Below are 26,002 nucleotides of genomic sequence, written 5' to 3'. Positions count from 1 at the left end.
GCCCCCTGAAAGGGGCGCGGGGAAACGGCGCGACCAGCCCCCACAGGGCCGCACCCGTAGAACTGCCTGATAACGGTTTGCCCCATCGCGGGCACGCCACGCAGAATCCCTGACCATGGGACATCTGGAAGCCGCGCACCTCGAGTACTACCTCCCCGACGGGAGGGCCCTGCTCGGCGACGTGTCCTTCCGGGTCGGCGAGGGCGCCGCCGTCGCCCTGGTCGGGCCCAACGGCGCCGGCAAGACCACCCTGCTGCGGCTGATCTCCGGCGAGCTGAAGCCGCACGGCGGCACCGTCACCGTGAGCGGCGGTCTCGGCGTGATGCGCCAGTTCGTGGGCTCCGTGCGGGACGAGACGACCGTGCGCGATCTCCTCGTGTCCGTCGCGCCGCCCGGCATCCGCACGGCCGCGCAGGCCGTCGACAAGGCCGAGCACGCCCTCATGACCGTCGACGACGAGGCGGCCCAGCTGACGTACGCGCAGGCCCTCGCCGACTGGGCCGAGGTGCGCGGCTACGAGCACGAGACCCTGTGGGACATGTGCACCACGGCCGCCCTCGGGGTGCCCTACGAGAAGGCCCAGTGGCGGCAGGTGCGCACCCTCTCCGGCGGCGAGCAGAAGCGGCTGGTGCTGGAGGCGCTCTTCCGCGGCACCGACGAGGTGCTGCTGCTCGACGAGCCGGACAACTACCTCGACGTGCCCGGCAAGCGCTGGCTGGAACAGCAGCTGAAGGAGACCCGCAAGACGGTCCTGTTCGTCTCCCACGACCGCGAACTCCTCGCCCGCGCCGCCGAGAAGATCGTCTCCGTGGAGCCCTCGCCGACCGGCGCCGACGCCTGGGTGCACGGCGGCGGCTTCGCCACCTACCACGAGGCCCGCCGCGAACGCTTCGCCCGCTTCGAGGAGTTGCGCCGCCGCTGGGACGAGAAGCACGCCCAGTTGAAGAAGCTGGTGCTGAGCCTGCGTCAGGCCGCCTCCATCTCGCACGAGTTGGCGTCCCGGTACGCGGCCGCCCAGACCCGGCTGCGCAAGTTCGAGGAGGCCGGGCCGCCGCCCGAGCCGCCGCGCGAGCAGGACATCAGGATGCGCATCAAGGGCGGCCGTACCGGCGTACGGGCCGTGACCTGCGCACAGCTCGAACTCACCGGCCTGATGAAACCCTTCGACCTGGAGGTCTTCTACGGCGAACGGGTCGCGGTCCTCGGCTCCAACGGCTCGGGCAAGTCGCACTTCCTGCGGCTGCTGGCCGGCGAGGACGTGGCACACGAGGGGCAGTGGAAGCTGGGCGCGCGCGTGGTTCCCGGGCACTTCGCGCAGACCCACGCCCACCCCGAGCTGGAGGGCCGGACCCTGCTGGACATCCTGTGGACGGAGCACTCCCAGGACCGCGGCGCGGCGATGTCCCGGCTGCGCCGCTACGAACTCACCCAGCAGTCCGAACAGAACTTCGATCGGTTGTCGGGCGGCCAGCAGGCCCGGTTCCAGATCCTGTTGCTGGAGCTGCAGGGCGTGACGGCACTGCTCCTGGACGAGCCGACCGACAACCTCGACCTGGAGTCCGCCGAGGCCCTCCAGGAGGGGCTCGAGGCGTTCGACGGCACGGTGCTCGCCGTCACCCACGACCGCTGGTTCGCCCGCTCCTTCGACCGTTACCTGGTCTTCGGCAGCGACGGCCGGGTCCGCGAGACCGCGGAGCCGGTGTGGGACGAGCGCCGGGTGGAGCGGGTGCGCTAGGCGGGGCGTCGGGCCGGCACCCCAGGGAGGCCCGCGCGGCCGGATGTTCGTACAGTGGAGGCAGGAATCCGGACCGCCGGGACCCACACGACGAGCGGGGTACCACCATGACCGGAGTCGACCCCAGCCGGCTGGACGACCAGCAGCTCATGAAGGAGCTGGAGACCATCCACCGGACGCGCCACGACACCCTGCTGTACGGCTCGAACGACGCGCTGCGCGCCCACAACGAGCGCATGGCCCAGCTGGAGGGCGAGTACCTGCGGCGCAACCCGCGCCGCGTGGTCGCCGCCGGCCGGACCCGGGAGGGCGCCCGGGAGCGGAACTGCGCCGAGACGGCGACGCCGGGCGCCGCAGCCGGCTGAGGCCACGGCGCCCCGGTCCGGCCGCCCGTCCGCGGACTACTCTGCGAACACGTCGAGGAAGGCCTCGCAGAACGCCTTGAGATCGTCCGGCTTACGGCTGGTGACCAGCTTGTTCGGGCCACTGTCGCAGACCTTGACCTGCTCGTCGACCCAGGTGCCGCCCGCATTGCGGATGTCGGTCCGCAGACTCGGCCAGGAGGTCAGCGTCCGGCCGCGCAGCACGTCCGCCTCGACCAGCGTCCAAGGCGCGTGGCAGATCGCCGCCACCGGCCGGCCGGCGTCGAAGAAGCTCTTCACGAACGCCACGGCCTTGTCGTCCGTCCGCAGGAAGTCCGGGTTCGCCACCCCGCCGGGGAGCACGAGCGCCCCGAACGAGTCCGCCGACGTCTCGCCGACCACCTCGTCCACCGGAAACGTCTCCGCCTTGTCCAAGTGGTCGAAGGCCTGGATCCGCCCCGGCTCCGTCGACACCAGCACGGGCTCGTACCCGGCGTCGGAGACCGCCTTCCACGGCTCGGTCAGCTCCACCTGCTCGACGCCCTCGGGCGCGGACAGAAAAGCGACACGCATGATGCTTACTCCCTTCTGAGGCGCGCCGGCAGGCGGGGGCCCGCCGGCGCGCGCCTTCGTGCATTCCGCGAGCCCGGCTCACTCCCTGCCGGTCACCGCCTCGGCCAGGGCCAGCAGGCTGCCGTAGCGTGCCGAGCGCGGCAGCCGGGAAACCCGCTCGACCAGGGCGTCCGGGGCGTTCCTTCGCTCCAGCACGCCGGCCAGCTCCCGCGCCGCCGCCGGGAAGTCGTGCCGGGTCAGGGACCGGGACAACTCCAGACGTACGCTCTGCGGCGCGGGCCGCTCACCGGTTCCCGGCATCAGCGCACCGCGGTACACCTCCGGATCGTCCTCGGCCGGCGGCTCGGGGACGTTCCAGTCCTCGGTGCGCGTCGGGTGCCCGGACCTGAGCAGGCCCTGGAGCTCGTGTTTCATCTCGTCGTCCCGGTGCACGTTCAGCCGGTCACTGCCTCGCTGCATGTTCTCCCTCCAGGTACATCAGGGGGTGCGGACCGCGTACCCGGGGACAGGTGACCGACACAGGGATCCCCCCGGCCGTTCCCGGCCCGCCACGACAGGGCCGTGACGTCACCCGAAAGAGGACGCGTGTCCCGCGAATGGGTCCGGCCGCGCGCGGCCCGGCGCGGGCCGGGCTGTGATGGCTGCGGGGGTACGGGCCCCGTGCCTCCGAGTCGTCCGTGCAAGGAGCTCTTCCCATGCGCCGCACCGTTCGCACCCTGTCCGTCGCCGTCCTGGCGGGTGCCGCGTTCGGCGCCACCGGCACGGCCGCCGCGGCCGCCGGCCCCGCTGCGGAGATCAGTCCCGGCAGCGCCCGGCCCGGTGCCGTCGTCACCGTCCCGGTGGCCTGCGGGACGGCCGCCGACGGCCGGGAAGGCGCACCGGCACCGGCACAGGCCGCCCCCGGCGACCGGACGGCGACCTACACGGAGGGGGACGCGGCCGCGACCGACGTCGCCGGGGACGCGGCGGGCGCCGGGCCGGTCGGCACCCGCACCGTCGACGGGACCTGTCCGGCGGCGAACGGACAGCAGGGACAGGCCGGAAACGAGCGGCCGGCCGTGACGCGGGACGGCGGCGGTGCGGCTTCCGCGGGGGACGGCGGCACGTTCCTCCAGGGCGGCGGCGGGGCCCCGCCGGAGGCCGGCGGCGCGGCTGTGCCGGAGGCCGGCGGGGCGGCTGTGCCGGAGGTCGGCGGGGCGGCTGTGCCGGAGGCCGGGGGCGGGGCCGTGCCGCGGATCGACGACGGCTCGGTGCCCCCGGTGGACGGCGGGACCGTCACCGGCGGGGACGGGGGCACGGCCCCGCGCGGCGACGACGGCATGCCGTCCCGCGGTGACGAGGGAAGCGGCGTCCGTGGGGACGCCGGTACGGCCCCTCCCGGTGATCGCGGCGACGACGGCACGGCCCTCCGCGGTGACCGTGGTGAAGGCGACGCGGCCGCCCGCGGTGACGTCGGTGCCGCGGACCCCCGTGGAGAGGACGGTGGCGTCCCGCACGGGAGCGGCGAGCGGCCCTGTTCCGGAGGGCAGCAGTCGTGCGGAGGCGACGGGGGCGTCGACGGGCAGGAGTGCGGCGCGGCCCGGGGCGGTGACGGCGCCTGCGCCGCGACGGGTGTGCAGCACGGGGTGGCGGCCGGGGACGGGGGCTCCTACAGCACGTCCGTACCGGCGCTGATGGCGGGCGGGATGCTGATCGCGGCGGCCTGCTGCGGCGCCGCGTACCGGCTGTGGGGCGGGCGGGCGTACCGGCTGTGGGCCGGGAGGTACGGCGCGGACGGGTGAGCGGGCCGGTGCCGGGTACCCCGGAGCGACCGCTCCGGCACCGTACGCACGACCCGGACCGGACAGCACACGGCACCACGGACTGCGCGGAGGCGGACATGCGGCGGACGGATCCCGGGGCCCACGGACCGGCGGACGGCAGCTCCACGCAGGAGCGCGGACCGGCGTCACCGGAAGGCCACGGACCCGTCCGCTACGGCCCGCCGCTGCCCGACGACGGGCTGCCCGTCCTGCCCGAGCTCGCCGCCGTCCTGGCCGCCGCCGCGAACCTGGGCGCGGAGGAGCCGGTCGGCGGCGGACCGGCGCTGCTGGACGCGGCCCGCGGCTACTGGGAACGCCGCGGGCTCTCCGCCCCGCCCGGGCGGGTGACCGCGGGCCCCGGCGCCCCCGCCCTGCTCCTCGCGCTCACCGCCGCGCTCGGCGGCGACGTCCTCGTGCCGCGCCCCTGCGCCGCCTGGTGGGCGCCGTACGCCCGGCTCCTCGGCCGGCCCGTCTTCCACGTGGCCACCCCGGCCGAGTCCGGCGGCGCCCCCGACCCGTACGCGCTGCTGGAGACCGTGCGCCGGGTCCGCGACGAGGGCGGCGACCCCAGGCTGCTGGTGCTCTCCGTCGCCGACGACCCCACCGCCACCGTCGCCCCGCCCGAGCTGCTGCACGAGACCGTGGAGGCCGCGACCGGCGCGGGACTGCACCTGGTCAGCGACGAGACCTGGCGCGACACCCTGCACGCCCCGGACGCCACGGTGCTGCTCAGCCCCGCCGAGATGCTCCCGGACCGGGTCACCGTCGTCACCGACCTGGCCGGTGCCCTGCTGCCGGCCGGCTGGCCCGCCGCCGTCGCCCGGTTCCCGGAGGGCGCCACCGGGACCGCCCTGCACGCGCGCGTGCTCGACATCCTCACGGCGCTGGGCGCCCGCCTCGCCGGACCGGTCGCGGTCGCGGCGCGGTACGCACTCGACGAGCCCGGCCCCGTCACCGCGCGCCGGGAGGCCGTCGTACGCCTGCACGCGCGCGTGGCCGCCGCCGCGCACGCCGCGGTCGTCGCCGGCGGCGCCCTGGCCCGGCCCCCGCAGGCCGGCCGTCATCTGTACGCCGACCTGGAACCGCTGCGCGCCGCGCTCGGCGCCCACGGGGTCGGCGACGCACAGGAGTTGGAGGACTTCCTCACCGCCCGCCTCGGCATGCCCGCGCCCGGCGGCCACCGCTTCGGCGACGACCTCGGCGCGCTGCGCATCCGGCTCGCCACCGGCCCGCTGCTGGGCGGCACCGACGCGGAACGACTGGAATGCCTCACGTCACCCGCACCGTTGGAACTGCCACACGTGCAACGCGCGTTGATGTGCTTGGGGTCGGTACTCGACGATCTCCGCGACGACGCTCAGCGATGGGAGCCTCCTCGATGACGCAGCAGACGCATGAGCCAGCGTCCACCACGACTGCCACCACGACGCCTGCCACGACCACCGGCGAAGCCGATACCGCTACCCGCACGCCGCCGTTCCCGCCGCTCGCCGACCCCCGCCCGCTGGGCGAACTCCGGGTCTGGCCGCGGACCTTCCACGACCGCCTGACCGCCCCGCTGCCCGGCCTCAAGGCCATGGCCCGGTTCGCCCGCGAGGGCTCCGTCCGCCCCGGCCGCGAGGGCCTCGCCGACGTCGCCCGGCTGCCCTTCGAACCCGGCCCGCTGCCCCGCACCGACACCGGCACCGTCGCCGTCACCTGGGCCGGACACGCCAGTTGGATCGTGCGGACCGGCGGCCTGACCGTTCTGACCGACCCGGTCTGGTCCCGCCGCATCCTCGGCACCCCCGCCCGCGTCACCCCGGTCGGTGTCCCCTGGGAGACGTTGCCGCGCGTCGACGCGGTCGTCATCAGCCACAACCACTACGACCACCTGGACGCCCCCACCCTGCGCCGCCTCCCGCGCGACACTCCGGTGTTCGTGCCGGCCGGTCTCGGCCGCTGGTTCCGGCGCCGCCGCTTCACCACCGTCACCGAGCTGGACTGGTGGGAGGCGGCCGAACTGTCCGGGGTCCGCTTCGACTTCGTCCCCGCCCACCACTGGTCCAAGCGCACCCTCACCGACACCTGCCACAGCCTGTGGGGCGGGTGGGTCCTCACCGCCCCCGAAGGCGGCCGCGTCTACTTCGCCGGCGACACCGGCTACGGCCACTGGTTCTCCCGCATCGGCCGCCGCTACCCCGGCATCGACCTCGCCCTCATGCCCATCGGCGCCTACGACCCCCGCTGGTGGCTCAGCGACGTCCACCTGGACCCCGAGGAGGCGGTACAGGCGACGCAGGACCTGGGGGCGAGGCGGATGGCCCCCATGCACTGGGGCACCTTCATCCTCTCGGCAGAGCCGGTCCTGGAACCGCTGACGCGGGTACGGGCGGCCTGGGAGAAGGCGGAACTGGCCCGGGAGGACCTGTGGGACCTGCCGGTGGGCGGGTCGAGGGTCCTGGAGAGGACCTCACTTCGCAGCGCCGCCGACTAGAGCGCGCTCCTGGGGGCGCCGGGGGTACCCCCGGCCTTCGGCCGGGGGAGGAACCGCGCGCCCGGCCCCCACCCGCCCGCAGCTACGCACGCACCGCACCACCCCGAACCCGCCGCCACACACTCGGCGCCACACTGAGGACCACGGTCAGCCCCACCGCCGCCACCACCCCTTCCCACGGCTCCGGGAACAACGACCCACCCAGAATCCCGATCACCTGATACGTCACCGCCCACGCCAGGCACGCAGCCACGTTCCCCCGCGCGAACCGCCGCAACGGCCACTCCGCCAGCAGACACGCCAGCATCACGGGTATCCGGCCGGCCGGCACCAGCCGGGACAGCACCAGCACGGCGATCCCGTGCTCGGCCAGCTTCCCCTGCGCCTGCTCCAGCCGTTCCTGCGGCGCCCGCGACCGTATCGCCTCCAGCCACCGCGACCCGTTCTTCGACCGCAGCCCCCGCCGTCCCAGCCAGTACAGCGCCGCGTCCCCCAGGAAGGCCGCCAGCGACGCCGTCACGAACACCAGCGCCAGCGCGAACGGCGCCGTCTGATGGAAGGCCACCACCGCCGCCGAACTCACCAGCGCTCCCGTCGGTATCACCGGCACCAGCGCCCCGATCAGCACCAGCAGGAACAGCGTCGGATACCCGATCGCCTGCTGCGCCGACTCGGTCGACGACGAGGTCGCCGCGGTGGAGCCGGCGGCGGCCGCCATGACCACCAGCAGTCTCACCGCGCGACCTCCAGCCGCACGCTCTCCCCGTGGCCGAGCCTGTGCACCGCCACCTGCGGCGCGTACTCGGCCGCGAGGCGCACGAACTCGTCGCCGGGCGCGTGGAACTCGTGCGGGCGCACCCCGTCCATGCCGATCGGCCAGTACGTCCCGTAGTGCACCGGCACCGCGCTGCGCGGTGCCAGCCGTGCCAGCGCCCGTGCCGCCCGCCCGGCGTCCAGGTGGCCCTCCCCGAGGTACGGTCCCCAGCCGCCGACCGGCAGCAGGGCCACGTCCACCGGCCCGACCGACTCGGCCATCTCGTCGAACAGCCCGGTGTCCCCGGCGAAGTACGTCCGCGCCGCGCCCTCGACGACGTACCCGAGGGCGGGTGAGCGGTGCGGTCCGACCGGCAGCCGGCGCCCGTCGTGCAGCGCGGGCACGGTCCGTACGACGAGGGGGCCGACGCGTATCTCGTCCCCGACGCCCACCTCGGTGATCCGCAACTGGCGGAGGCGGCGGAGCGCGGGGACCGCCCGTGGTGCGCCCCGGGGCACGAGCAGGCGCGTGCCCGGGGCGAGCGTGGCGAGCGAGGGAACGTGCAGATGGTCCGCGTGCAGGTGGGAGACGAGCGCGAGGTCCGCGCGGCGGGCCTCGGGCGGCGGCGGGGCGCCCCGGCGGCGGCGCAGGTGGGCGAGCCGGCGCGCGAACAGAGGATCGGTGAGCAGGCGTATGCCCGAATCCTCGATCGTGCAGGTGGCGTGACCCCACCAGGTGATCTCCACCGGCACCTCTTTGCCTCCTTCGCGCGACTCCCCGAAGCCTACGTGCAGGAGTAGGGTCGGCGGCGAAACCCGGAGGTGAGGGGGACGCCATGGGACAGGTACGGGGTGCCTCCGGCGGGCTCGCGCCGGTGCGGGTGACCGCGATCGCGAGTCTGACACCCCTGGAGGAACTGGAGATCGACCCCTTCCTGGTCGACTCCCGCAGCCAGCACGCGATGTGCGCGCGCTGGGCGGTGGAACACGGCTACGTCATCGCCCGCGAACTCCTGGTCCGCGGCCTGCGCCCCGATCACACCGCCCTGTGGACCGGCGTCCGGCCCGGCCTGGACGTCTTCGTCGCCCCGAGCAGAAGGGTCCTGGAGAGCGCGCTGTCGTCGGTCGAGGACTTCATGGCGGAGTGCGCGCGACGCGGCGTCCGGGTGGAGACGGTGGGCCGGGCCGAGCCCCGCTACGACGCCCAGATGAAGGCCCGCGTCCACCGCAGGCTCTCGATGCCGACGGCGGGCTACGACGGCCGGTAGGGACCGGGACCGCCGAACGGCGCAGCCGTGCCCTGCCGTCCGGTCAGACCTGGACACGGCACCGCACAGCCTTCTCGAGCGCATCCTGACCGACCACTTCCGGCCCGCCCCCATGTGACAGTGTTGACGCGAGCAGACCCGCATCCGGCGGGGGGCGGACGTGAGGTCGGTGGGGCGTGCGGTGGCGGCGGGTCGTCAGTCAGGTCGGGCGGAGCGTCACGGTGTGGGCGGTGTCCACCGTCACCATGCTGGTCCTCGCCGGCCTCCTGCCCGACTTCCAGCTCCAGTCACCCGACGGTGACAGCGCCACCCGCATCGCCATGACCGCCGCCCTCGGCGCCGGCGCCTTCGGTGTGCTCTCGGCCGTCGTCTGGCCCCTCCTCGTACGGCTCCTGCTGCTCGTGCCCGCCCTCGTCCTCGGCCTGCTGGTCTTCTTCCTCAACGGCTCCCTGCTCCTCCTCGCCCTGCGCATCAACCCCTCCGGGCAGAGCGAGGCCGCGCCGGAGACCGCCGTGATCGTGGCCGCCGTGATGTCCGCCGTCGCCTCCGCCACCGGCGGTGCCCTCGCCGTCCGCGACGACGACGCCTACCGCCGCCGGCTCTCCCGCCTGGCCACCCGCCGCCGCAGATCCCACCCGCCCTGCCGGGCCACCCCCGGCACCGTCTTCCTGCAGCTCGACGGCGTCGGCCACGACGTCCTGACCGCCGCCGTCGCCAAGGGCCTGATGCCGACCGTCGCCGGCTGGCTGGGCGCGGGCCGGGCACAGCCCACCCACCGGCTCACCCCCTGGCGCACCGACTGGTCCAGCCAGACCGGCGCCAGCCAGCTCGGCATCCTGCACGGCTCCAACTTCGACGTCCCCGCCTTCCGCTGGTACGAGAAGGACAGCCGCGAGGTGATGGTCTGCAACCGGCCGACCAGCGCCGCCGAACTCCAGCGCCGGGCGATCGAGCGCACCGCCGACGGGGGGCTGCTCTCCCTGGACGGCGCCAGCCGCGGCAACCTCTTCAGCGGCGGCGCCGAGGAACAGGCCCTCGTCCTGTCCATAGCCACCCGCCGCCGCGGCCGGGAGAACCGTTCCCGCGCCGGGTACTTCGCGTACTTCGCCGACCCGGCCAACGCCGTCCGCACCGCACTCTCCTTCTTCGCCGAGGTCGGCCGCGAGATCGGCCAGTCCACCACGGCCCGGCTCCGCAAGCAGCGCCCGCGCGTCAAGCGGGGCGGCCTCTACCCCTTCGTCCGCGCCTTCGCGACCGTCGTCGAACGGGACGTCGTCGTCGCCGCGGTCATGGGCGACCTCCTCGTCGGCCGCACCGCCGTCTACGCCGACCTGGTCGCCTACGACGAGGTCGCCCACCACTCCGGCCCGCACAGCCGGGACGCGGAGAAGGTGCTGCAACGCCTGGACCGCGCCCTCGCCCTGATCGAGAAGGCCGCGGAACACGCCCCCCGCCGGTACCGGATCGTCGTCCTCTCCGACCACGGCCAGAGCCCCGGCGAGACCTTCCACACCCGCTACGGACTCGGCCTCGGCGACCTGGTCAGGGCCGGCTGCGGACTGCCCGTGCCGCGCAGGGCCGAGCGCACCCACAGCGGTACGGAGGCGCGGGCCGCCGTCCGAGCGGCGCTGCGCAGGCCGGTCGAGGAGGGCGGCGAGAAGCACCGGCCGACCCGGCACTCGGAGCCGGTCGTGCTCGCCTCCGGCAACCTCGGCCTGGTCTCCTTCCCGGACGTGCCGCACCGCATGACCAAGGAGGAGCTGGACGCCCGCCACCCCGCGCTGCTCACCACCCTCGCCAACCATCCCGGCATCGGGTTCCTGCTGGTGCGCAGCGAGGAGCACGGCGGGGTGGTGCTCGGCGCGTACGGCGCGGAGATCCCGCTCGACCGGCTGGACGGGCATGCCGGGCCGCTGGCCGTGTTCGGGGCGGGCGCCGCCGATGCGGTGCGGCGGACGCACTCCTTTCCGCACACCGCCGACATCATGGTGAACTCGTGGTACGACCCGGAGAGCGGGGAGGTGCTCGCTTTCGAGGAGCAGATCGGGTCGCACGGGGGACTGGGGGGCGCGCAGGGGCGGCCGTTCCTGTTGTCGCCGGTCTGTGTCTCCGAGCCGGTGGGGGACAGAGAAGAGCTCGTGGGGGCCGAGGCCGTGCATCGAGTGCTGCGGCGGTGGCTCCAGGAGGCGGACGGCCCGCAGGTTCCCTTGTCCGTGGAGGGTGAGAAGGCCGCGTAGGTGGTTCACTGCGGCCGGTGGGGGTTGTTCGCGCAGTTCCTCCCCCGGCCGAAGGTCGGGGGTACCCCCGGCGCCCCTGAAGAGGCGCTGCAGCCGGGCTCCGGATAAATCGGCTGCGTTCCTTTCGGCTCCGGCTCACACTGTTCGAGTCGCACACCTCTCGAACACCTCCAAGGAGCAGCCTCTTGCAGGCAGCCGTGACCGTCACGCCCTCTCGCATTCCCGAGCTTCTGCTCGGTCTCGCCACTGTCCGGCCCGTGTTCATCTGGGGGGCGCCCGGGATCGGGAAGTCCTCCCTGGTGCGGGAGTTCGCCGAGTCGCTGGGGCTGGAGTGTGTGAGTCTGCTGGGTACGCAGCTCGCGCCCGAGGACCTGATCGGCGTTCCGCAGATCCGGGACGGGCGGTCCGTGTTCTGCCCGCCCGAGGCGATCGCCCGGGACGAGCCCTACTGCCTCTTCCTCGACGAGCTGAACGCGGCCACGCCCGATGTGCAGAAGGCGTTCTACTCGCTGATCCTCGACCGGCGCATCGGGACCTACGAGCTGCCCAAGGGCTCGATCGTCATCGGCGCCGGCAACCGGGCCACCGACAACGCCCTCGCCCGGCCCATCGCCTCCGCGCTCGTCAACCGGCTGGCCCACGTCCACCTGGAGGCCTCCGCGCACGACTGGCTCGCCTGGGCCGGGGCCAACGGCATCCACCCGTGGATCCTGGACCACCTCACCGACCGGCCCGACCACCTGTGGTCCAAGCCGCCGAAGACCGAGGAGCCGTTCTCCACCCCGCGCTCCTGGCACATGCTCTCCGACGCCCTGCACTCCTTCGGCCGCGACCTGGACGAGGACACGCTGAAGGTGCTGGCGCACGGCACGCTGACCCCCGCGCACGCCACCGCCTTCTGCGGATACGTCAAGATCGTGCGCAGCCGGTTCGGGATCGAGGCCATCCTGAAGGGGGACGCGGGCTGGCCGCCCCGCATCGAGGACCGCGACCTGCTCTACTACCTCGCCGAGTCGTTCCGGGGGCGGCTGGTCAAGGAACTGCCCGTCGACAAGGAGCACATGTCGGCGAACGGCCGGCAGACCGCCTACCGGGCCAAGTCGCTGCTGGTGCAGCTGGCCGAGATCTCCGTCGAGGTCGCCCAGACCGTCATCGCCTCCGACGCCGACGGCAACCCCGTGCTGCCGGCCTGGTTCCTGATCGAGGCGGCCCGGGACATGCCCCGGCTGGTGGAGGCCCGGCGATGAGCCGGGCCGCCGCGGCGCCCAAGAAGAAGGACCCCGCCGCCGAGAACTTCGCGGCCGGTGTGGAGCTGCTGCGGGCCAATCCCGCCCTGCGGGCGGTGGAGTTCACGATCTGCCGGCACGAGAAGTGTGAACTCGGCCCCCGGGAGGGGCTGGTGCGCGCGGACTCCGACGGGGTTCTGCACGCGCACGCCACCCGGCGGGCCGAACCGGCCGAGTGGGCCTGGGCGTTGGCGCACTGCACCATCCATCTCGGCTTTGGGCACCTCCCGGCCGCAACCGGGCCGCGTGACCAGCCCGACCGCTTCGACCTCGCCGCCCGCTGCACCGTCGTCAACCGCTTCCTGCAGACCTTCCCGGTCGGCGAGGCCCCCGACCACCTGCCGGCCTCCTACCCGGAGGGCGACGAGGAACGGCTCGCCGCCGGCTGGCGCCGGACCGGCGGCATCCCGGCCGCGTACGAGCACGGTGGCACGAGCGGCGGCGAGCCCGACCAGCTCCTCCTCTCCTGGAGCAAGTGGGCCGGGCAAGTGCCCGACTGGCAGGTGGGGTTCGCGCACGCGCTGACCCGCACCATGTCCCGGGCGATGGACCTGGCCGGCGGCCGCCGCACCTCCATGTCCGGCCCGCCCACGCCCCGGCGCCCCTGGGAGAAGGCGCTGAGCTGGTTCGTCTCCTCCTACCCGCTGCTCGGCGGCATCGCGGCCGGTATCACACTGGTCGCCGACGCCGAACTGGCCCGCGCCCACGACATCTCCGTCGCCGCCGTCAACCCCGAGGCCGGCGAGATCTACGTCAACCCGCTGCGGACCATGGACGACGAGGAGTGGCGGTTCGTCCTCGCCCACGAGATGCTGCACGCCGCCCTGCGCCACGGCGACCGCCTCGGCGCCCGCGACCCCTACCTCTTCAACATCGCCTGCGACTACGTCATCAACGGCTGGCTGGCTGAGATGCGCGTCGGTGAGATGCCTGAAGGACTGCTGTACGACGCCGGGTTGAAGGGACTCTCGGCCGAGGAGGTGTACGACCGGATCGCCGTCGACCTGAGACGGATGCGGCGGCTCGCCACCTTGCGCGGCAAGGGACGCGGTGACGTGCTGGGCGCGCCGCTCGGGCCGCCCGGCGCGTACGTCGACCTCGACGAGTTCTACCGCCGCGGGCTGAGTCAGGGGCTCGACCTGCACCAGACGCAGGACCGGGGACTGCTGCCCGGCGGACTGGTCGAGGAGATCCGCGCACTCAGCCATCCGCCGCTGCCCTGGGACGCCCGGCTCGCCCGCTGGTTCGACGAGTTCGTGCCGCGCCCGGAGGCCGTACGGTCCTACGCCCGCCCCTCGCGCCGGCAGTCGTCCACCCCGGACATCCCGCGCGCCGGCCGGTACTTTCCGCCCGAGGAGGTCGCCCGTTGCACCTTCGGCGTGGTCCTCGACACCTCCGGCTCCATGGACCGCACCCTGCTCGGCAAGGCCCTCGGCGCGATCGCCTCCTACGCCGAGGCCCGTGACGTACCCGCCGCACGTGTCGTCTTCTGCGACGCGGCCCCGCACGACGCCGGCTACCTCCCGACCACCGAGATCGCCGGCCGGGTCCGCGTGCACGGCCGCGGCGGGACGGTCCTGCAGCCCGGCATCGACCTGCTCCAGCGCGCCGACGACTTCCCGCCCGCCGCGCCGGTCCTGGTGATCACCGACGGCTGGTGCGACGTCCTGCGGGTGCGCCGCGAGCACGCCTACCTGATCCCGGACGGACGTCGTCTGCCGTTCACCCCCCGTGGGCCGGTCTTCCGGGTGCGGTGAGCCCTGATGTGATCGGATGGGGGCGAGCGAACCGGTTCATTCGCCTTCATCGCCGAAAGGAACAACCGTGGCTACCACGCGCACCGCACACACCGTCTGGGAAGGCAGCCTGACCGAGGGCAACGGGGTCATCACCTTCGACTCCTCCGGTATCGGCGAGCAGCCCGTCACGTGGGCCTCGCGCTCCCAGGAGGCGAACGGGAAGACCAGCCCGGAGGAGCTGATCGCGGCCGCCCACTCCAGCTGCTTCTCCATGGCGCTCTCGCACGCCCTGACCGGTGCCGGCACCCCGCCCACCAAGCTGGTCACCAACGCCGACGTCACCTTCCAGCCGGGCACCGGCATCACCGGCATCCACCTGACCGTCGAGGGCACCGTCCCCGGCCTGGACGCGGACGGCTTCGTCGCCGCCGCCGAGGACGCCAAGAAGAACTGCCCGGTCAGCCAGGCCCTGGCCGGCACCACGATCACCCTGGACGCGAAGCTCGCCTGACCGTCCAGCCCGCCGCGCTGCCGCGCACCCCCCGTCCGAGGGTGCGCGGCAGCGTCGTTCCCGGGGTACCCGGCATTGACAACAGCTCGCTCAAGTTTTGTGCTGGAGTCGGGGAAGTGCCCGGGCGGAAAGGGGACGGACATGGCACGTGCGGTCGGTATCGACCTCGGTACGACGAACTCGGTGGTGGCCCTGCTGGAGGGCGGTGAGCCCACCGTCGTCGCCAACGCCGAGGGGGCGCGCACCACCCCGTCGGTCGTGGCCTTCGCGAAGAACGGCGACGTGCTGGTCGGCGAGGTCGCCAAACGGCAGGCGGTGACCAACGTGGACCGCACCGCGCGCTCGGTCAAGCGGCACATGGGCGACGCGGCCTGGCGGTTCCCGGAGAGCGGGAGCGTCGACGGCACCCGCTTCCGGGCCCAGGAGCTCTCGGCGCGCGTGCTGCAGAAGCTCAAGCGGGACACCGAGGCCTACCTCGGCGAGGACGTCACCGACGCGGTGATCACCGTGCCCGCGTACTTCGACGACGCCCAGCGGCAGGCCACCAAGGAGGCCGGGGAGATCGCCGGCCTGAAGGTGCTGCGGATCATCAACGAGCCGACGGCCGCCGCGCTGGCCTACGGCCTGGACCGGGGAGAGGAGCAGACCGTCCTCGTCTTCGACCTCGGCGGCGGCACCTTCGACGTGTCGCTCCTGGAGATCGGCGACGGCGTGATCGAGGTCAAGGCCACCAACGGCGACACGCACCTGGGCGGCGACGACTGGGACCAGCGGGTCGTCGAGCACCTCGTGAAGCGGTTCAAGGGGCAGTACGGCGTCGATCTCGGCAACGACAGGATGGCGGTGCAGCGGCTGCGCGAGAGCGCCGAGAAGGCGAAGATCGAGCTGTCGTCGTCGACGGAGACGTCGATCAACCTGCCGTACATCACGGCCTCGGCGGAGGGGCCGCTGCATCTGGAGGAGAAGCTGACGCGGGCCCAGTTCCAGGAGCTCACGGCCGACTTGCTGGACCGCTGCAAGAAGCCCTTCCACCAGGCCGTCAAGGACGCGGGCGTGCAGGTGTCGGCGATCGACCACGTCATCCTGGTCGGCGGGTCCACCCGGATGCCCGCCGTCACCGAACTGGTCCGTGAACTCACCGGCAAAGATCCCCACAAGGGCGTCAACCCGGACGAGGTGGTCGCGGTCGGCGCGGCCCTCCAGGCGGGAGTCATCCGCGGTGACGTGAAGGACGTGCTGCTGCTCGACGTCACCCCGCTGTCCCTGGGCATCGAGACCAAGGGCGGCATCATGACCAAGCTCATCGAGCGCAACACCACCATCCCGACCCGGCGTTCGGAGATCTTCACGACCGCGGCCGACAACCAGCCCTCGGTGGGCATCCAGGTCTACCAGGGCGAACGCGAGATCGCCGCGTACAACAAGAAGCTGGGCGTCTTCGACCTCACCGGCCTGCCGCCCGCACCGCGCGGGGTGCCGCAGATCGAGGTGGGCTTCGACATCGACGCGAACGGGATCATGCACGTCTCGGCGAAGGACCTGGCGACCGGCCGCGAGCAGAAGATGACCGTGACCGGCGGCTCCGCGCTCCCCAAGGACGACATCGATCGCATGATGCGGGAGGCGGAGCAGTACGCCGAGGAGGACCGCAAGCGGCGTGAGGCCGCGGAGACCCGCAACCAGGCCGAGCAACTCGTCTACCAGACGGAGAAGTTCCTCCGGGAGAACGAGGAGAGGGTGCCGGGCGCCACGAAGTCCGAGGTGGAGGCGGCGATCACCGAGCTGAAGGCGCTGCTGGAGCGGGACGCCGACACCGGGGAGCTGCGGCAGGGGGTGGAGAAACTGGCGAGCGTGAGCCAGCAGATGGGGCAGGCCATGTACGCCAGTGCCGCCGGCGGTTCGGCCGGGGAACAGCGGGCGCCCGAGGCCGGCGAGGAGGAGGGGGTGGTGGACGCCGAGATCGTGGACGACGAGCGGGACCGGGGTGCGGCCGGGTGAGGCACCGCCGGGCCGCGCCGTCGTGACTGAGCGCCGTTGCGGCGGGGAGAAGGCTCGGTTCCGGGCGGAGAGAGTCCGGTTGCGGCCGGAAGGGCTTGGTGGCGGGCGGAAGAGATCAGTTGCGGATGGTCTCCCGGCCCCGGCGTTCCGGGCGGGGGCCCAACTGGCGGGGATCCCTCGACCGGTACACCACGGACGGGCGGAACAGGTACTGGACCGGGGCGCTGAACATGTGGACCAGACGGGTGTACGGGACCAGGGTGATGAGGAGCATGCCGATGACCGCGTGGACCTGGTGGAGGACCGGGACGTCCGCCATCAGGGCTGTCCTCGGCCGGAGGGTGAACAGGCCGCGGGCCCAGGGGGCGATGGTGGCGCGGTAGTCGTAGCCGTCGCCGGAGGTGCGGCTCAGCTTCGCGGTCATGCCCAGCACGATCGCGGCGACCAGGACCAGGTACATGACCTTGTCGTTCGCCGTCGTGGCGCGCGACACGGGGGCCCGGGTGCGGCGGCGGTAGAGGAGGAGGGCCAGTCCGGCCACCGTGAGGACGCCCGCGAGCGTGCCGCCGTAGAGGGAGAACAGGTGGTACGTGTGCGCGTCGACGCCGAGCGACCGGGTCCAGGACGCCGGGACGAGCAGGCCGGCGAGGTGGCCGGCCAGGACGAACAGGATGCCGTAGTGGAAGACGGGGGAGGCGGTGTCCAGCAGCCTCGACTCGTGGACCTGGGAGGAGCGGCTGGTCCAGCCGTACCTGTCGTAGCGGTAGCGCCAGACGAGGCCGGCGACCAGGAGGGCGCAGGCGATGTAGGGCAGGACGCCCCACAGGAAGGTGGTCATGGGCGCACTCCGCCGGGCGGGGCCGGCAGGGCGGCGCAGACCGCGTCCAGGACACACGCGTACGGGGTGCCGAAGTCGGTGAGCCTGCCGCGGAGTTGCGCCAGGCAGTCGCGGTGCTCGGTGAGCAGGTCGGTGTTTCCGGTGCGGGCCGTGAACTCCAGGACGGCGGGGAGGAAGTCCGGCAGTTCCTCGCCGGTGAACTCCATCCCGTACGCCTTGTAGATGTCCTGGAAGCGGACCAGGGACGTGCCCCGGCGGCGGGTGTCGCCGTCCCGCCACCAGCTGAGGTAGAGGCTGTGCCGGTCCTCGAAGTCGAAGACCTGTACGTAGTGCGCGGCCAGCTCCCGCGGTGGGGTCACCGTCGCATGGTCGGTGAACTCCCGCAGTTGCGGGGCGGCCTCGCGCAGCAGCGGCAGCCGGGCGACGAAGTCGTCGTCCGGGTAGGTCAGACAGAGTGCCGCAGCCTGGTAGAACACCGCGTCCGAGGGCATCAGTCCTCCTTCGCCTCGTCGGGAGTGCCGGCGGTCTGCTGTCCGCGCAGGACGTGGAAGTTCTCCACCGACACCAGAGGGAGCAGTTTGCGTCCCGGGTCCTGGCCGGACGGGCCGTCCCCGCCCATCCCCGGGCCGCCGTCGAAGTCGAGGCTGCACCCGTCGGGCAGCGCGGACTCCTCCAGACGGCGGGCGTCGCCGGCGGCCGCCGGCGGGATCACGTACCGGTCCTCGTGCCTGGCGATCGCCAGCAGCCGGTACATCGCCTCGATCTCCTCCGGCCGCATGCCGACCGCGGAGCCGATCGCCGGGTCCGGCTCCTCGCCCAGGTTGAGCGCCCGCATGTGGGAGCGCATCGCCGCGAGCTTCTCCAGGCAGGCGCGGACCGGGGCGGTGTCGCCCGCGGTGAACAGCTCGGCCAGGTATTCGAGAGGGATGCGCAGGGTGTCGATCGCGGCGAACAGGTTGTCGGCGTCCTCACCGTCGTGACCGGTCTCGGAGAGCGCGTCCACGACGGGGGACAGCGGCGGGATGTACCAGACCATGGGCAGCGTGCGGTACTCCGGATGCAGCGGCAGCGCCACCCGGTACCTGCTGATCAGCGCGTGGACCGGGGAGCGGCGGGCCGCCTCCGTCCAGTCGCCCGGGATGCCCGCCGCCGCGCAGGCCTGCCGCACGGCCGGGTCCTCCGGGTCGAGGAAGACGCCCAGCTGGGCCTCGTACAGCGCCTTCTCGTCCGCGGTCTCGGCGGCCGCCGTCACCTTGTCGGCGTCGTAGAGGACCACCCCGAGGTAGCGCAGCCGGCCCACGCAGGTCTCCGAGCAGACCGTCGGCAGACCGGCCTCGATCCGCGGGGAGCACAGCGTGCACTTCTCGGCCTTGCCGGTGGCGTGGTTGAAGTACACCTTCTTGTACGGGCAGCCGGTCACGCACCTCCGCCAGCCCCGGCAGCGGTCCTGGTCGACAAGCACGATGCCGTCCTCGGTCCTCTTGTACATCGCGCCGGACGGGCAGGAGGCCACGCAGGACGGGTTGAGGCAGTGCTCGCAGATGCGGGGGAGGTGGAACATGAAGGTCTGCTCGAACTCGAACCGCACCTTGTCCGAGGCCTGTTGGCGGGCGCGCTCGAGCATCGGGTCCAGGCCGCCGTGGGCGGGGGCGCCGGACAGGTCGTCGTCCCGGGTCGCGGACCACTCGGTCTTCAGGGGCTTGGCGTCGAGCGGGGAGACCGGGCGGGCCACCGGGTTGCCCTCGCCGAGCGGGGCGTCGGTGAGGTTGCGGTACTCATACGTCCAGGGCTCGCAGTAGTCCTTGGTCTCCGGGAGCCTGGGGTCGGCGAAGATCCCGGCGAGCTGGTGCAGCCGGCCACCGGCCCTGAGCTTCAGGGCGCCGCGCCGGTTCAGCTCCCAGCCGCCGCGCCACCGCTCCTGGTCCTCGTAGCGGCGCGGATAGCCCTGGCCGGGGCGGGTCTCGACGTTGTTGAACCAGACGTGCTCCATGCCCCGCCGGTTGGTCCACGCCTGCTTGCACGTGACCGAACAGGTGTGACAGCCGATGCACTTGTCGAGGTTCATGACCATCGCGATCTGGGCCATCGGGCGCATCAGTGTTCGACCTCCTGGGCACGGCGCCGGATCACCGTCACCTCGTCGCACCGGCCGCCCGTCGGGCCCAGGTAGTCGACGGCCCAGGACAGCTGGGCGTAGCCGCCGATCAGGTGCGAGGGCTTGAGGACCGGCCGGGTCAGCGAGGTGTGGAGGCCGCCGCGCATGCCGGCGGCCTCCGCCCTAGGGACGGCCACCGTGCGCTCCTGGGCGTGGTGCAGGTGGACCGTGCCGGCGGGCATCCGGTGCGAGACGACCGCGCGGGCCACCACCAGGCCGCCGGGGGTGACCGCCTCCACCCAGTCGTCGTCCCCGACCCCGATCGTGTCCGCGTCCTGCGGGGACATCCAGATGTTCCGGCCGCCCCTGGAGAGCGCCGGCACGAACAGGTTGTCCTCGTACGCGGAGTGGATCGACCACTTGCCGTGCGCCGTGAGATGACGGACCGTCACCTGCCGCTGACCGGCGGGGCCGACACGCGGTTCGCCGGGCAGCCTGTCCATGTCCAGCGGCGGCCGGTAGACGGGCAGCGCCTCGCCGAGCTCGTGGATCCAGTCGTGGTCGAGGAAGAAGTGCTGGCGGCCGGTGAGCGTGTGCCACGGCTTGAAGTGCTCGGTGTTCAGGGTGAACGCCGTGTACCCGCGGCCGTCGGACTCGCTGCCCGACCACTCCGGCGAGGTGATCACCGGGACCGGCGCCGCCCGCGTGTCGGCATAGGTGACCCGCCTGCCCTCGTGCGATGCGGCCAGGCGGGCCATCTCCTGCCCGGTGCGCTGCTCCAGGGTGCGCAAACCCTGGGTGGCGAGGCGGCCGTTGGTGGTGCCGGAGAGCGCGAGGACGGCGTCGGCCGCCTTCACCGCCGTGTCGAGCGAGGGACGGCCCTGAAAGCCGACCCCGTGCGACTCCCGCAGCCGCGCGACCTCCTGGTCCGGTCCGAGGACGATCCCCCTGGCGGGCAGCCCCAGCTCCTCCACCAGCGGACCGAGCGCCGCGAACTTGCCGCCGATCGCCGTGTAGTCCCGCTCCACCACGCTCAGCTTCGGCATGGTCTCGCCGGGCACCGGCTCGCACTCGCCGCGCTTCCAGTCCCGCACCACCCCGAAGGGCTGGGCGGTCTCGTCCGGGGTGTCGTGCTGCAGCGGTACGGCCACCAGGTCCCTGCGCACCCCGAGATGGCGCACGGCCAGCCGGCTCAGCCGCTCCGCGAGCGCCTTGAAGGTGTCGAACTCGGTGCGCGCCTGCCAGGGCGGATCCACGGCCGGGGTGAGGGCGTGCACGCGGGGATGCATGCCGGTGGACGACAGGTCGTGTTTCTCGTGCCGGGTGGCGGCCGGCAGTACGACGTCCGACAGCAGGGTGGAGGAGGTCTGCCGGAAGGCCAGGGAGAGCAGCAGGTCGAGCTTGCCCTCGGGTGCCTCGTCCCGCCAGGTCACGTCGCGGGGGCGCCGGTTCGGGGATGCCTCCTCGGCACGCAGGGAGGAGTGCGTGCCGAGGAGGTGCTTGGTGAAGTACTCGGTGCCCTTCGCCGGGAAGCCGAGGAGGTCGGCCCGCCAGAGGGTCAGGACGCGCGGCCAGTTCTCCGGGGCGTCCGGGTCCTCGCACGCGAACCTCAGGGTCCCCGCCCTGAGCCCGGCCACCGCCTCGGCCACCGGGTCACCGGCCACCTCGCCCAGTTCGAGAGGGTTGCGGTCGAAGGTCGGGTACGACGGCATCCAGCCCGCACGGGCCGACAGCGCCAGGCAGTCGGCGCCGGTCATCCCGGCGAGCCTGCCCGCACCCAGCGGTGAGGCCAGGCAGTCGGCGCCGAACCGGTCGTAGCGCCACTGGTCGGTGTGGAGGAACCAGTAGGCCGTGCCGATCATCTGGCGCGGCGGCCGGGACCAGTCCTCGGCGGAGGCCAGGCAGGCCCAGCCGGTGACCGGGCGGCACTTCTCCTTGCCGGTGTAGTGCGCCCAGCCGCCGCCGTTGCGGCCCTGGCAGCCGGTGAGCTGGAGCAGGGCCAGGAAGGCGCGGTGGATGGTCTCGGAGTGGAACCAGTGGTCGGTGCCCGCGCCCGTCAGGATCATGCAGCGGCCCTCGGAGCGCTCGGCGGTCCGTGCGAACTCCCTCGCGATCCTGACGCACTTGGCGGCCGGGACCGAGGTGTGCCGCTCCTGCCAGGCGGGGGTGCCCGGGGCGTCGGCGTCCGCGTAGTGGGTGGGCCAGCCGCCCGGCAGCCCGTGCCGCCACACGCCGTACTGGGCGAGCAGCAGGTCGTAGACGGTCGTCACGAGCGGGCCGTGCGTGCCGCCGAGGCGGGTCGCCGGGACCCCGCGCCGCAGGACGTCCCCGCTGCCCCGGCCGTGCGCGCCGCCGTCCGTGTCGAAGCGGGGGAGCAACACCTCGACGCCGGCCGCCACCTCACTGCCGTACAGGGTCAACCGGGGTTCGATCGCCCCGAGTTCGAGGTTCCAGCGGCCCTTGCCTGAGTCGGTCCAGCGGAAGCCGAGGGAGCCGTTCGGGACGACCGCGTGGCCGGAGACGGCGTCCAGGACGACCGTCTTCCACTCGGCGCCCTCGCCCTGCTGCCCGAGGTCGGTGGCGCGCAGGAACTTGCCCGGCACGTACGCGCCGTCCCGCTCGGTGAGGGTCACCAGGAACGGCAGGTCGGTGAACCTGCGTACGTAGTCCGCGAAGAACGGCGTCTCGCGGTCGACGAAGAACTCCTTGAGGACCACGTGGCCCATCGCGAGGGCCAGCGCGCCGTCGGTGCCGGGGTGCGGGTGCAGACACTCGTCGGCGAACCTCGCCCGGTCCGCGTTCTCCGGGGAGACCGCCACCACCTTCTGGCCGCGGTAGCGGGCCTCCGCCATCAGGTGCGCGTCCGGGGTGCGGGTCGCCGGGCCGTCCGAGCCCCACACCATCAGATAGGCGGCGTCCCACCAGTCGCCCGACTCCGGTACGTCCGTCTGCTCGCCGAAGACCTGCGGCGAGGCCACCGGCAGGTCCGCGTGCCCGTCGTGGCACGACAGCATCGGGGCGCCGATCAGGGAGTGGTAGCGGGCGCCGGCCGCGTGCGACACCATCGACATCGCGGGGTTGGGGGAGAAGCCCGCGATCCGGTCCGGGCCGTAGGTCTTGATCGTGTGCACCTGCGCGGCGGCGACGATCTCCAGCGCCTCGTCCCACCTCGCCCGCACCAGACCGTTTTTGCCGCGCGCCCGCTGGTAACGGCGGCGCCGCTCGGGGTCGTTCTGGAGGTCCGCCCAGGCCAGCACCGGGTCCCGCAGCCGCCGCCTGGCCTCCCGGTACATCTCCAGGAGCACGCCCCGGACGTACGGGTGACGCACCCGGCTCGGCGCGTACGTGGACCAGGAGAACGCGGCCCCCGGCGGGCAGCCGCGGGGCTCGTACCCGGTGCGGCCGGGGCCGGCCGACGGGCAGTCCGTCTCCCGGCCGCCGGTCATGGCCACGCTGGGCAGGCCGGGCGCGGGCGTGCGCGGCCGGAAGAACCGGGCGGCGCTCAGCAGCGCCGCGCCCGGCTCCTTCGGCGGTGTCCGCGTGTCGGTCACGTCCGCTCCCTCGCTCGCCCGTCGCTTCGACGCTAGGGGCGGGCCCGGGAACGCACCTGTTCAGGGCGCCCGGACGGGTCAGACCTTGCGGGCGACCCCGCCGTACACCGGCACGACGCCCTCCGCCTGGACGGCCACGTCCTCCGGCTCCGGACGCCAGCCGGAGACCGGGATCACCCCCGGACCGAGCAGCTCCAGGCCGTCGAAGAAGCGGTAGAACGCTGGCAGCGAGCGCGGGTGGAAGGGCGTACCGCTGCGCCGGAAGTTCGCGGCCGCCTGCTCGACCGCCTCCGGGCTGAGGTCCGGGGTGACCTGGGAGAGGATCAGATGACTGCCGGGGGCGAGCGCGTCGACGTACCCGCGCAGCAGGCCGTACACGTCGTCGCCGTCCGGGTCGTCGTCGAGGTAGTGGGTCAGCGCCACCAGCGACAGCGAGACGGGCTCAGCGAAGTCCAGGGTCTCGGCGGCCCGGGCCAGCAGGGTGCCGGCGTCCCGGACGTCGGCGTGCACGTACGCGGTGCTGCCCTCCTCCGTGCCGCGCAGCAGCGCCTCCGCGTGGCGCAGCACGATCGGGTCGTTGTCCGCGTACACCACCTTCGACTCCGCCGCCACGCCCTGCGCCACCTGGTGCAGGTTCGGCTCGGTCGGGATGCCCGTGCCGATGTCCAGGAACTGCCGGGTGCCGGCCTCGGCGACGGTCCGCACGGCCCGCTGCATGAAGCGGCGGTTGGCCCGCGCCCCGCGCAGCACCGTGCCGTCCACGGCGAGGATCCGCCGGGCCAGCTCCTCGTCCACCGGGTAGTTGTCCTTGCCGCCCAGCCACCAGTCGTACACCCGCGCCGGATGCGGCCGGCTCGTGTCGATCGAGGTCGGGGCGGGCTCGGGTGCGCTCACGGTCTGTGCTCCTCGGCTCAGGGTCTGGCGGTCGCGGTACTCCCGCTCAGAGCTTGTCGCGGTACTCCCGCAGCAGGTCCTCGGTCCGCTGTGCCGAGGCCGCCCGGGCCGTCATGTGGTCCAGGACCTCCAGGTGCGCCCCGACCTCGTCGCGGGAGTCCAGGTACAGGGCGCCGGTCAGGTACTCGGTGAAGACCATGTCGGGCAGTTCGGGCTCGGCGAACCGGAACAGCGTGAACGGCGCGTACGTCCCCGGGTGCGGACCGCTCGCGAACTCGGCGAGCTGCAGGGTTATCCGGTCCCGTTCGATGTAGGCCAGGAGCTTGTCGATCTGGTCGCGCATCACCTCGGCGTCACCGGCCGGGCGCCGCAGCACCGTCTCGTCCATGATCACCCACAGGTGGGGCGGATCGTCCTGCTCCAGCAGCCGCTGCCGGGTCATGCGCAGCGCCACGTGCCGTTCCACGGCCGTGGGATCGCTGTGGCCGATCGTCCCGGACTCCATCACGGCCCGCGCGTACGCCTCGGTCTGCAACAGGCCGGGAAGGAAGTGCGGCTCGTAGGAGCGGACGACCCGGGCGGCGCCCTCCAGGCTCACGTACAGGCTGAACCAGTCCGGCAGCACGTCGTGGAACCGCTGCCACCAGCCCGGTTGGTTGGCCTCCTCGGCCAGCCGTATGAACGCGGCCTGCTCCTCCTCGGGCACCCCGTACGTCTCCAGCAGCACCTGGATGTACGGGATCTTCAGCGCGACCTCGGCCATCTCCATGCGCCGCACGGTCGCCTGGGCCACCCGCAGGACCCGCGCCGCCTCGTCGCGGCCCAGGCCGGCCGCCTCGCGCAGTTCCTGCAGCCGCTTGCCGAGCACGACCTGCCCCACGGTGGGCGCAGCACGCCGTTCACTCACGCCACGCCTCCCCAACGTGCCCAAGTAAGGGGAGCAGTGTGTCACGCGATGCCGCGTCGCACACCTGGTCGAGGAAACTACTTCCGTCAACTTACCAACGTATGCAGGTACTTGGCGGTGGCCGGGTCCGCCGGCAGGAACGTCTCGATGGCCAGCTCCGCGACGGTCACGTCCATCGGAGTGTTGAACGTCGAGATCGACGACACGAACGACAGCACCCGCCCCGCGTGCTCGATCCGCATCGGCAGCGCGAAGTACGCGACGGGCCCGCCGGGTTCGGCTGGTTCGGCGTCCGCCACACCGGTCGGCACCGGATAGGCGGCGACCTCCTCGTACAGCTCCCGCAGCGCGTCGGAGCGGTGCAGCGCGATCTGGCGCCCCATCTGTTCCAGCAGATGCCCGCGCCACTCACGCAGGTTGCGGATGCGCGGCGCCAGCCCCTCCGGGTGCAGGGTCAGCCGCATCGCGTTCGGGGCGGGCGCGAGCAGCGACTCCGGGACGCCCTCCAGGAGCATGGCGATGCCCCGGTTGGCGGCTACCACCGTGTACGTGGCGTCCACGACCAGCGCCGGATACGGCTCGTAGCCACGGATCAGCCGCTCCATGCCGTCGCGCAGCGCGTCCAGCGCCGGGTCGTCCAGCGGGGTCTCCGGGTAGTGCGGGGCGTAACCGGCGGCCAGCAGCAGCGCGTTGCGCTCCCGCACCGGTACGTCCAGGTGCTCGGCCAGGCGCAGCACCATCTCCTCGCTCGGCCGCGACCGGCCCGTCTCGACGAAGCTGATGTGCCGGGCCGAGGAGTCGGCACGCAGTGCCAGCTCAAGCTGGCTCACCCGCCGCCGCTCCCGCCACGCGCGCAGCAGCGGGCCGACGCCTTGGCCGTCGGGGGTGTTGGCGCGGGACGGGACGGGGCCGGAGGCGACAAGGGTCATGCCGACGACCGTAGCCGAGGACCGTGGCCGGCGGTCGTGGCCGAGGAC

Annotated in this window: 22 protein-coding genes; 11 read left to right on the top strand and 11 right to left on the bottom strand. The window is 73.2% G+C overall.

Annotated elements, in window-relative coordinates; translation table 11 throughout:
* The first annotated feature begins 115 nt into the window (after window positions 1-115).
* Together ACZ63F_RS34655 and ACZ63F_RS34650 are read left to right on the top strand one after the other, a co-directional pair.
* The gene (locus ACZ63F_RS34655; protein WP_469717275.1) at window positions 116-1,735 is read left to right on the top strand and encodes an ABC-F family ATP-binding cassette domain-containing protein; all 1,620 of its coding nucleotides are present in this window, start codon (window positions 116-118) and stop codon (window positions 1,733-1,735) included.
* A gap of 107 nt (window positions 1,736-1,842) precedes the next feature.
* On the top strand, window positions 1,843-2,100 hold the full coding sequence (locus ACZ63F_RS34650) for a DUF6158 family protein (RefSeq protein WP_093498101.1): 258 nt from the start codon (window positions 1,843-1,845) through the stop codon (window positions 2,098-2,100).
* 36 nt (window positions 2,101-2,136) lie between these two features.
* Here the strand turns inward: ACZ63F_RS34650 and ACZ63F_RS34645 are convergent, their stop codons facing one another.
* Together ACZ63F_RS34645 and ACZ63F_RS34640 are read right to left on the bottom strand one after the other, a co-directional pair.
* Window positions 2,137-2,670 carry a type 1 glutamine amidotransferase domain-containing protein gene (locus ACZ63F_RS34645; RefSeq protein ID WP_469717272.1) on the bottom strand — a complete coding sequence of 178 codons (534 nt, stop codon included), beginning with the start codon at window positions 2,668-2,670 and terminating at the stop codon, window positions 2,137-2,139.
* A gap of 78 nt (window positions 2,671-2,748) precedes the next feature.
* On the bottom strand, window positions 2,749-3,129 hold the full coding sequence (locus ACZ63F_RS34640) for a DUF2795 domain-containing protein (protein ID WP_469717270.1): 381 nt from the start codon (window positions 3,127-3,129) through the stop codon (window positions 2,749-2,751).
* Between the two features lie 236 nt (window positions 3,130-3,365).
* Here ACZ63F_RS34640 and ACZ63F_RS34635 point away from each other — a divergent pair, with 236 nt between their 5' ends.
* The 3 genes from ACZ63F_RS34635 to ACZ63F_RS34625 all read left to right on the top strand — a co-directional run bounded on the left by ACZ63F_RS34635 (window position 3,366) and on the right by ACZ63F_RS34625 (window position 6,948).
* Window positions 3,366-4,451 carry a hypothetical protein gene (locus ACZ63F_RS34635; protein ID WP_469717268.1) on the top strand — a complete coding sequence of 362 codons (1,086 nt, stop codon included), beginning with the start codon at window positions 3,366-3,368 and terminating at the stop codon, window positions 4,449-4,451.
* Window positions 4,452-4,549: 98 nt separating this feature from the next.
* The gene (locus ACZ63F_RS34630) at window positions 4,550-5,854 is read left to right on the top strand and encodes an aminotransferase class I/II-fold pyridoxal phosphate-dependent enzyme (RefSeq protein WP_469717266.1); all 1,305 of its coding nucleotides are present in this window, start codon (window positions 4,550-4,552) and stop codon (window positions 5,852-5,854) included.
* Window positions 5,851-6,948: an MBL fold metallo-hydrolase gene (locus ACZ63F_RS34625; RefSeq protein WP_469717264.1), complete on the top strand. Its 1,098-nt coding sequence runs from the start codon at window positions 5,851-5,853 to the stop codon at window positions 6,946-6,948. Before ACZ63F_RS34630 ends, ACZ63F_RS34625 begins: the two co-directional genes overlap by 4 nt.
* Before the next feature lie 82 nt (window positions 6,949-7,030).
* Here the strand turns inward: ACZ63F_RS34625 and ACZ63F_RS34620 are convergent, their stop codons facing one another.
* Both ACZ63F_RS34620 and ACZ63F_RS34615 read right to left on the bottom strand, forming a co-directional pair.
* Window positions 7,031-7,666, bottom strand: a complete 636-nt coding sequence (locus ACZ63F_RS34620) for a DedA family protein (RefSeq protein ID WP_469717445.1) — start codon at window positions 7,664-7,666, stop codon at window positions 7,031-7,033.
* Between the two features lie 14 nt (window positions 7,667-7,680).
* Window positions 7,681-8,454, bottom strand: coding sequence for an MBL fold metallo-hydrolase (locus ACZ63F_RS34615; protein WP_469717262.1), 774 nt, complete (start codon window positions 8,452-8,454; stop codon window positions 7,681-7,683).
* Between the two features lie 83 nt (window positions 8,455-8,537).
* Here ACZ63F_RS34615 and ACZ63F_RS34610 point away from each other — a divergent pair, with 83 nt between their 5' ends.
* From ACZ63F_RS34610 to dnaK, 6 genes are all read left to right on the top strand, one after another.
* Window positions 8,538-8,969, top strand: a complete 432-nt coding sequence (locus ACZ63F_RS34610; protein WP_469717260.1) for a hypothetical protein — start codon at window positions 8,538-8,540, stop codon at window positions 8,967-8,969.
* A gap of 221 nt (window positions 8,970-9,190) precedes the next feature.
* Window positions 9,191-11,206 carry an alkaline phosphatase family protein gene (locus ACZ63F_RS34605; RefSeq protein WP_469717443.1) on the top strand — a complete coding sequence of 672 codons (2,016 nt, stop codon included), beginning with the start codon at window positions 9,191-9,193 and terminating at the stop codon, window positions 11,204-11,206.
* 185 nt (window positions 11,207-11,391) lie between these two features.
* Window positions 11,392-12,453: an ATP-binding protein gene (locus ACZ63F_RS34600; RefSeq protein WP_469717258.1), complete on the top strand. Its 1,062-nt coding sequence runs from the start codon at window positions 11,392-11,394 to the stop codon at window positions 12,451-12,453.
* Window positions 12,450-14,249, top strand: coding sequence for a vWA domain-containing protein (locus tag ACZ63F_RS34595; protein WP_469717256.1), 1,800 nt, complete (start codon window positions 12,450-12,452; stop codon window positions 14,247-14,249). The genes ACZ63F_RS34600 and ACZ63F_RS34595 overlap by 4 nt, the downstream gene beginning before the upstream one ends.
* Before the next feature lie 67 nt (window positions 14,250-14,316).
* Entirely contained in the window at window positions 14,317-14,742 is a 426-nt protein-coding gene (locus ACZ63F_RS34590) for an OsmC family protein (RefSeq protein WP_382728975.1), read from the top strand.
* Window positions 14,743-14,883: 141 nt separating this feature from the next.
* The gene (gene dnaK / locus ACZ63F_RS34585; protein ID WP_469717254.1) at window positions 14,884-16,740 is read left to right on the top strand and encodes a molecular chaperone DnaK; all 1,857 of its coding nucleotides are present in this window, start codon (window positions 14,884-14,886) and stop codon (window positions 16,738-16,740) included.
* A gap of 115 nt (window positions 16,741-16,855) precedes the next feature.
* On the opposite strand, the gene narI is transcribed toward dnaK, so the two are convergent.
* The 7 genes from narI to ACZ63F_RS34550 all read right to left on the bottom strand — a co-directional run bounded on the left by narI (window position 16,856) and on the right by ACZ63F_RS34550 (window position 25,954).
* Window positions 16,856-17,578: a respiratory nitrate reductase subunit gamma gene (gene narI / locus ACZ63F_RS34580; RefSeq protein WP_469717252.1), complete on the bottom strand. Its 723-nt coding sequence runs from the start codon at window positions 17,576-17,578 to the stop codon at window positions 16,856-16,858.
* Window positions 17,575-18,069: a nitrate reductase molybdenum cofactor assembly chaperone gene (narJ, locus tag ACZ63F_RS34575; RefSeq protein ID WP_469717250.1), complete on the bottom strand. Its 495-nt coding sequence runs from the start codon at window positions 18,067-18,069 to the stop codon at window positions 17,575-17,577. Before narJ ends, narI begins: the two co-directional genes overlap by 4 nt.
* Entirely contained in the window at window positions 18,069-19,673 is a 1,605-nt protein-coding gene (narH, locus tag ACZ63F_RS34570; RefSeq protein ID WP_469717248.1) for a nitrate reductase subunit beta, read from the bottom strand. Before narH ends, narJ begins: the two co-directional genes overlap by 1 nt.
* Complete coding sequence (locus ACZ63F_RS34565) at window positions 19,673-23,224, bottom strand: nitrate reductase subunit alpha (protein ID WP_469717246.1); 3,552 nt, start codon at window positions 23,222-23,224, stop codon at window positions 19,673-19,675. The genes narH and ACZ63F_RS34565 overlap by 1 nt, the downstream gene beginning before the upstream one ends.
* 78 nt (window positions 23,225-23,302) lie before the next feature.
* The gene (locus tag ACZ63F_RS34560) at window positions 23,303-24,118 is read right to left on the bottom strand and encodes an SAM-dependent methyltransferase (protein WP_469717244.1); all 816 of its coding nucleotides are present in this window, start codon (window positions 24,116-24,118) and stop codon (window positions 23,303-23,305) included.
* Between the two features lie 46 nt (window positions 24,119-24,164).
* The gene (locus ACZ63F_RS34555) at window positions 24,165-25,025 is read right to left on the bottom strand and encodes a helix-turn-helix domain-containing protein (RefSeq protein WP_469717242.1); all 861 of its coding nucleotides are present in this window, start codon (window positions 25,023-25,025) and stop codon (window positions 24,165-24,167) included.
* An 86-nt stretch (window positions 25,026-25,111) separates the two neighbouring features.
* The gene (locus ACZ63F_RS34550; RefSeq protein ID WP_469717240.1) at window positions 25,112-25,954 is read right to left on the bottom strand and encodes a helix-turn-helix domain-containing protein; all 843 of its coding nucleotides are present in this window, start codon (window positions 25,952-25,954) and stop codon (window positions 25,112-25,114) included.
* Between the last annotated feature and the right edge of the window lie 48 nt (window positions 25,955-26,002).

Source organism: Streptomyces sp. NPDC104761 (assembly GCF_055583445.1).
The sequence above is the reverse complement of the archived record's forward strand: the minus strand, read 5'-3'. Positions and strand labels throughout refer to the sequence as shown.